General features: G+C 64.8%; 8 protein-coding genes. 3 read left to right on the top strand and 5 right to left on the bottom strand.

Annotated elements, in window-relative coordinates:
• From WB785_RS07090 to WB785_RS07080, 3 genes are all read right to left on the bottom strand, one after another.
• On the bottom strand, window positions 1-446 hold a 446-nt coding region (locus tag WB785_RS07090; RefSeq protein WP_424078107.1), incomplete at its 3' end, for a hemerythrin domain-containing protein.
• 201 nt (window positions 447-647) lie between these two features.
• Complete coding sequence (locus WB785_RS07085) at window positions 648-1,097, bottom strand: MarR family winged helix-turn-helix transcriptional regulator (RefSeq protein ID WP_424078108.1); 450 nt, start codon at window positions 1,095-1,097, stop codon at window positions 648-650.
• Window positions 1,098-1,449: 352 nt separating this feature from the next.
• Window positions 1,450-2,481 carry a PIG-L deacetylase family protein gene (locus tag WB785_RS07080; protein ID WP_424078105.1) on the bottom strand — a complete coding sequence of 344 codons (1,032 nt, stop codon included), beginning with the start codon at window positions 2,479-2,481 and terminating at the stop codon, window positions 1,450-1,452.
• A gap of 292 nt (window positions 2,482-2,773) precedes the next feature.
• Between WB785_RS07080 and WB785_RS07075 the strand changes: the two genes are divergently transcribed.
• Window positions 2,774-3,352 carry a TetR/AcrR family transcriptional regulator gene (locus tag WB785_RS07075; protein WP_424078104.1) on the top strand — a complete coding sequence of 193 codons (579 nt, stop codon included), beginning with the start codon at window positions 2,774-2,776 and terminating at the stop codon, window positions 3,350-3,352.
• Window positions 3,353-3,430: 78 nt separating this feature from the next.
• On the opposite strand, the gene WB785_RS07070 is transcribed toward WB785_RS07075, so the two are convergent.
• A complete protein-coding gene (locus tag WB785_RS07070; protein WP_424078102.1) occupies window positions 3,431-4,027 on the bottom strand; it encodes a TetR/AcrR family transcriptional regulator in 597 nt (198 codons plus the stop codon).
• A 90-nt stretch (window positions 4,028-4,117) separates the two neighbouring features.
• Between WB785_RS07070 and WB785_RS07065 the strand changes: the two genes are divergently transcribed.
• Window positions 4,118-4,522 carry a DUF4345 domain-containing protein gene (locus WB785_RS07065; RefSeq protein ID WP_424078101.1) on the top strand — a complete coding sequence of 135 codons (405 nt, stop codon included), beginning with the start codon at window positions 4,118-4,120 and terminating at the stop codon, window positions 4,520-4,522.
• Window positions 4,523-4,538: 16 nt separating this feature from the next.
• Here the strand turns inward: WB785_RS07065 and WB785_RS07060 are convergent, their stop codons facing one another.
• The gene (locus WB785_RS07060) at window positions 4,539-5,141 is read right to left on the bottom strand and encodes a TetR/AcrR family transcriptional regulator (RefSeq protein ID WP_424078100.1); all 603 of its coding nucleotides are present in this window, start codon (window positions 5,139-5,141) and stop codon (window positions 4,539-4,541) included.
• Window positions 5,142-5,236: 95 nt separating this feature from the next.
• Between WB785_RS07060 and WB785_RS07055 the strand changes: the two genes are divergently transcribed.
• Window positions 5,237-5,577: alpha/beta fold hydrolase (locus WB785_RS07055; protein ID WP_424078098.1), on the top strand; the 341-nt coding region annotated here is incomplete at its 3' end.

Raw genomic sequence — 5,577 nt, 5'->3', positions numbered from 1 at the left:
GCGAGCAGATCGGTGTGGAACCGGGTCCGGGCCGACAATCTCGGCCACAGCAGTTCGTCCTCGCCCAGGTGGTGGTGATGGAGCATGTCGAGAACTTCGCGGGCATGCCTGGCGACGGTGCGGGCCCGGGCGACGTCGCCGGCAGGTACCGCAGCGACGAGTTGGGGCAGCAGTGCGGATTCGCGGCGGAACATGCGGTGCACGATCACCATGTCACTGGTGTCGCACAGCTTGGGCGCGGCGCTGGGAGCGTTCATGGCAGCCCAGGCCGCCGAGTCGGTGGGCTGCTCGAGGTCCCTCCCGCGGATCTCGGCGAGGATGTGCTCGCGGGACGGTTCGGTGTTCTCGTGCTCGCGGGCGTGTGCCTGCACGTTGCTCACCAGCTCCTCTTCGGTCTCCCCAGTGATGACGGTGCCGGACGGACCGCAGGTCAGGCTGATACTCATGGCGATACTCCTTCTAGCGGGTGTCGCGGGCGTGCGGGCGGCGCCGGGCCCGTGCTGCCCGTCTGGTCGAGATGCTGTCAGCATCACTGACCAAACTAGTCAATGAAGCTGACTATATCAAGGGGTTGAAGCCCGCTCGTGCCTACCGGCCCGGATTGGGCCGCCCGGCAAACGGGTTCGAGGGACGACAGCTCGGCGCAGCTAGGGTTTTTGCGCGTAGGGGTCGGTGATCTCGCGGAGTTGATCCAGGATCTGGTGCAACAACGTGAAGTTGCGGGTGCCCAGGAAGGCCGTCCACTCCGCCAGGATCTCGGTGGATGTCGCCATCGCCACCTCGGCCGCCCGCCGGCCACGTTCCTCGATCACGATCAACCGGGCGCGCCCATCGGTTGGGTCGGGGACCCGGCGGACATAGCCCAAGCGTTCCAGTTGATCGACCAGCACCCCGGCGCTCTGTTTAGTCATTTGCGCCTGATCAGCGAGGTCTGTCAGACGCGAACCGTCCGGGGCGATGCGTTGAAACACCCGACACTGGGCCAGGGTCCAGTCGTCGAACCCGGCATCCTGGATGGCCCGGAAGATTCGGTCCTCCATGTAGCGATACGGGATGAACAACGCCACCCCTAGATCAACCGGCTGCTCGTCGTCCATACCGTTCTCGGCTCCATCGCTCACCTGCCCTGATGAGGTCCACACCTTACGTCAGCACTGCCGATTCACATCGCTGCCGACACGACCGCAACGCCGCGCGCATCGCTGCGCTCGCTGGGTTCCGTACGTTTCATCTATGCGCTGCCGCGATTTCGCGCCTGTCGTCATCGGTCCAACTCTATGACTAGAGTAGTCATATTCTCTGACTAATATGATGGGCGTGGCTATACGGAAGCTGAGCGATGCCGCCACCGAGAGCGCCAGAAATTCAGCGCGCTACGTCCGACACACCGCGGCCGCGTAAGACTCCGCAACGGACCGCCAACCCGGACCTGGTACTGGCCACCAGAACTCAAAGCGGTTTACCGCCGGTGCGGGCGAAGCCGTCTTCGACGAAGCCGGTGTATCCCTCGGCGCGAACGTATTCCTCGACGCGTTCCCCGAAATCTGCCAGAGTGTCGGCGGCACAGAGCATTTGCAGGACCGCCGTTGCGTCGGATTGGCTGGCGTGCGCGGACAGCGCACGCACCTTGTTGTCCGAGTAGGGAGCAACGTCGATGACCGTGGTGATTTCGGAGTCGTCGATGGCCATCTCTTCGGGCGGCATCCATGCGTCCTCGCCGAACGCGGCTCGAGCACCGGCCCGCACGGCGCGGAGCCGCGATTTCGACATCGCGATGTAGTACAACTTGATCACCGTGCGCGTGGACAAGCCCTGACCGGCGGGTTCGGCGGCGATAGTACGCAGCGCGGCACGGACGAGCTCGTGGGTGCGGATGTGGTCGGGATGTCCCGACAGCCCGTTGGACGGGTACGTCACGACGACGTCGGGTTGGTAATGACGCAGCAACCGAACCAGGCGGGTCACCATCGGTGCGAGCGGGCGCCGACTGAACACGTCAGCCCGCGGGGGTATGGCGTTGCCGTCCGGGATTCCCGAGTCGGGGTAACCGAGCTTGACGAGGTCGTGCACCCCTAACGCGGCGGCGGCGAGGTCGAGTTCGCGGGAGCGCAGCGCAGCCACCTGTCGCGGATCGTGGTGCGGATCGCCCGGTTTTACGCCATCCGGCCCGTCGCCTTGGCCGCCGTCGGTGCAGGTAATCAGAACAGTGCGCCAGCCGGCGGCAGCGTATCGGGCCAACGTGCCACCGGTTTGGCTCGCTTCGTCATCAGGGTGAGCATGCACCACCATCAGAACTGGAGGCCGGCGAGATGAGCTAGCGGTGTTTGGGATCAGCTCGTCCTTCCCCACGGCCGGCCCGCTTCGCTGGCGCGGGCGATGACGGCTCACCTCTTTGCGGATGCGGCCGCGGCGTCGACGAAACCCCGCCTGTGCGACACCCAGCACACTCCCCCACACCTCGCTGATGCGAGCTGCCGCCATCTGGTGAAGACACCGCGGCACAGGGTAACTCGACCGCGCTTTAGCGGTTCTCAAGTCGAGCCAGGACTCGCTGCACCGCCCCATCCCGGGCGAATTTGGCATCGACGATCGGTCCGGCCACGCCGCGAAGTGCAGCGACGGGGCGCCAGCGGGCGGGCACCGCAATAGAGCTTCGCCGGCGTTCCAGACCGTCGGCGATCGGGCATCGGTGCCCCTCTCTACGGTGGATGCCAGCAGTAGACCATTCGGTATACTGCTGTCACGGTAGTATACCGAATGGTATATTGTAACTATGCGTGCCAAGGAACGGCTCACCACAGCGACAGCCGAATTGATGCAGCGACACGGAGTTGCCGGCACCGGTATTGCGGAGATCCTGACCGCCAGCGGCGTGACACGGCGGTCGATCTATCTCAACTTCCCCGGCGGCAAGGCCGAACTCGTCGCCGCGGCCACCCGATCAGCGGGTGACGAGATGACGGCGATACTGCGCGGCTACGTCAACCAACCCGACCCGATCGGGGCGTTCACCCAGATGTGGAGCGAGGTCTTGGTCAGCACCGATTTCGACGGTGGTTGCCCGATCGTGGCGGCGGCATCGAGCCGCGACGAAGCACCTGATGCCGCAAGCGCCGCCGCTGAAGTGTTCGCCGAATGGGCGAGCCTGTTTGCCGACCGGCTGCAGAATGATGGCGTTAAACGTTCGGTGGCCCAGTCATTATCGACGACGATCGTTGCCGGGATCGAAGGCGCCGTCATACTCTCGCGCGCCGCGCGATCGACGAAGCCGCTGCAGCAGGTCTCCCACCACCTCGACGAACTCATCGCCGCGCATCGTCCGGCTCAACGAGGCCGGCGCCGGCGCAACTGAACCTTCGGGCGGCGGGCGCGTGATTTCAATTCGTTGAGCACAGCGATCGCGTCGTGATGAGCGAAGGCTTCTGGGCCGTTAGGCCCCTGCTTGGTCGAGAAGCGTCTGCACGGCCTTACGCGCGTGTGTCCACGGAGCCGGATCGTCAAGGGAGGTGGACAACGCAGCTGCACCTTCGTAGAGGACGCCGAGCTGGTTGCCCAGCTGAGTGGGGTTGGCGGCGCCGGCTTGACGAGCCAGCTTGATCAGGCCCTTGATGTAGTTGCGCTTGTGTTTCTGGACGATGTCGTGAATTTCCGGCATGACGTCAGCGGCCTCGACGGCAGCATTGTGGAAGGGACAGCCGCGCATCTGTGCGCCGGGAGGCGGGGTGACGAACAGGGCGAGGATCCGCTCGCGGGGTGTGCGGTCGGCGGCGCTCGGCCCGGGGCGGATGGGGTCGTCCACGGCTTGCTGGATGTGCCGCAGGTATTCCTCGACGACGGCGGTCTTGCTCGGAAAGTGTTGGTAGAGAGTCCGCTTGGAGACGGACGCTTCGCTGGCGAGTCGCTCGACGCCGGTGGCGTTGATGCCCTCGCGGTAAAACAGGTTGATGGCCGTGTTGAGGATGCGCTGGCGCGCGCCGCGGCCACCACCGCGTCTGTTGGTGGACGGGGCATCCTGCTGAGTCGTCATGGTTGGAGTATACCGATGGGTTTACATCGCGCGCAAAGGCACGTAGCGTCGCCGATCGACAGTACACCGATCGGTATATTAGGAGTAATCGTGGCGCACCAAGACAGTGGCAGTCGGCGAGGATTGCAGCGGACACTAGCGGTTCTCGCGGCGATACCGACCGCCAGCGCGATCGGGGAGATCGTCCGTGGCGCGCAGGGAGTTCCTGGCGGTTCGCCGGATGTCGTACCGACAGTGGACAGCTCCCTGCGCTATGCCAACGTATTCAAACTGGCGATCGGACCGGTCATCTGGTCCCAGCTCGCCCGTGTCGAGCAGTCGTCGACCGTGACTTTCGCGCTGTCGACCATCTTCGTCGGTGGCCTTGCGCGAGTGCGGTCATGGCAACAGAGAGGTCGACCGCATCCCATCACGGTGTCGGCGATAGTGCTCGAAACCGTCGGGGTTGGAATCCTCCTCGCCTGGAAGCGGCGGCTTTCCACGAACGTGGCTTGACCACAGCGGCACCACGTCAAGACGGGCGGTTCGTCGCCTGGTCGATCAGCGCCTCGGCCGTCACCCATGCCTGCGCCCACGGCGCCGGGTCGTTCAGCGACGTGGACAACCCGGATGCGCCCTCGTAGAGCAGTGCGATCTGGTTGCCGAGCATTTCCGGGTCCGCCGCCCCGGCCGCTCGGGCCAATTCGGTGAGGCCATCGATGTAGTCCCGCTTGTGCAGGTGGACGATCTCCTCGACACCGGGCATCACCCCGGCCGCCTCGACGGCGGCATTGTGAAAGGGACAACCCCGCATCCTGCATTCGCCGGCATCCGTGAGTTCGAAGAGTGCGAGCAGCTGCGCCCGCGGTGTGACATCCGGTGCGTGCGCCGACTCTTCCTCATCTTCTCCACCCTGCTGCCGGAGATGGCGCAGATATTCCTCGACGAGCGCCGTCTTACTCGGGAAGTGCTGATACAGCGTCCGTTTGGATACCGACGCCCTTTCGGCGATCAAGTCGACGCCGGTCGCGTTGATGCCCTCGAAGTAGAACAGCTGTGCCGCCGCAGCCAAGATTCGCCGACGAGCGCCGCGGCCTCCGCGGCGGGTCGATTCCTTCTCGGTGAGCGACGTCACGATTTGAGTATACCGAACGGTTTACAAATCGACGAGCCTCGTGCTACCGTCATCGGCAGATGTACACCAATCGGTTTACTACAAAGGAAGCGCTCATGGCAGACAACCGCATCACCCGGAACGACCCCACACCCCACGTGCACCCAGCACCCACACACTGGGGCGGCACCTCGTACAAGAACGCGCCGACCAAGTCGGTCTCCGTCGGCGGTACCCGCTTCGCCTACCGTGAGCTGGGCATCGACTCCGGCGTCCCGGTCATCTTCCTCAACCACTTGGCCGCCAACCTCGACAACTGGGACCCCCGCGTCGTCGACGGCATCGCCGCCAAACACCGCGTCATCACCTTCGACAACCGCGGACTAGGCGCCTCGGAAGGCAAGACCCCCGACACCGTGGAAGCCATGGCCCGCGACGCCATCGCCTTCATCCAGGC

This window comes from Mycobacterium sp., assembly GCF_049585075.1.
Classification (GTDB): domain Bacteria; phylum Actinomycetota; class Actinomycetes; order Mycobacteriales; family Mycobacteriaceae; genus Mycobacterium.
The sequence above is the reverse complement of the archived record's forward strand: the minus strand, read 5'-3'. Positions and strand labels throughout refer to the sequence as shown.

Excerpts from the sequence above, each read along its gene's own strand:
- WB785_RS07085 (WP_424078108.1), bottom strand. The coding sequence starts at position 1,097 with ATGGACGACGAGCAGCCGGTTGATCTAGGGGTGGCGTTGTTCATCCCG.
- WB785_RS07080 (WP_424078105.1), bottom strand. The coding sequence starts at position 2,481 with ATGGCGGCAGCTCGCATCAGCGAGGTGTGGGGGAGTGTGCTGGGTGTC.
- WB785_RS07075 (WP_424078104.1), top strand. The coding sequence starts at position 2,774 with ATGCGTGCCAAGGAACGGCTCACCACAGCGACAGCCGAATTGATGCAG.
- WB785_RS07070 (WP_424078102.1), bottom strand. The coding sequence starts at position 4,027 with ATGACGACTCAGCAGGATGCCCCGTCCACCAACAGACGCGGTGGTGGC.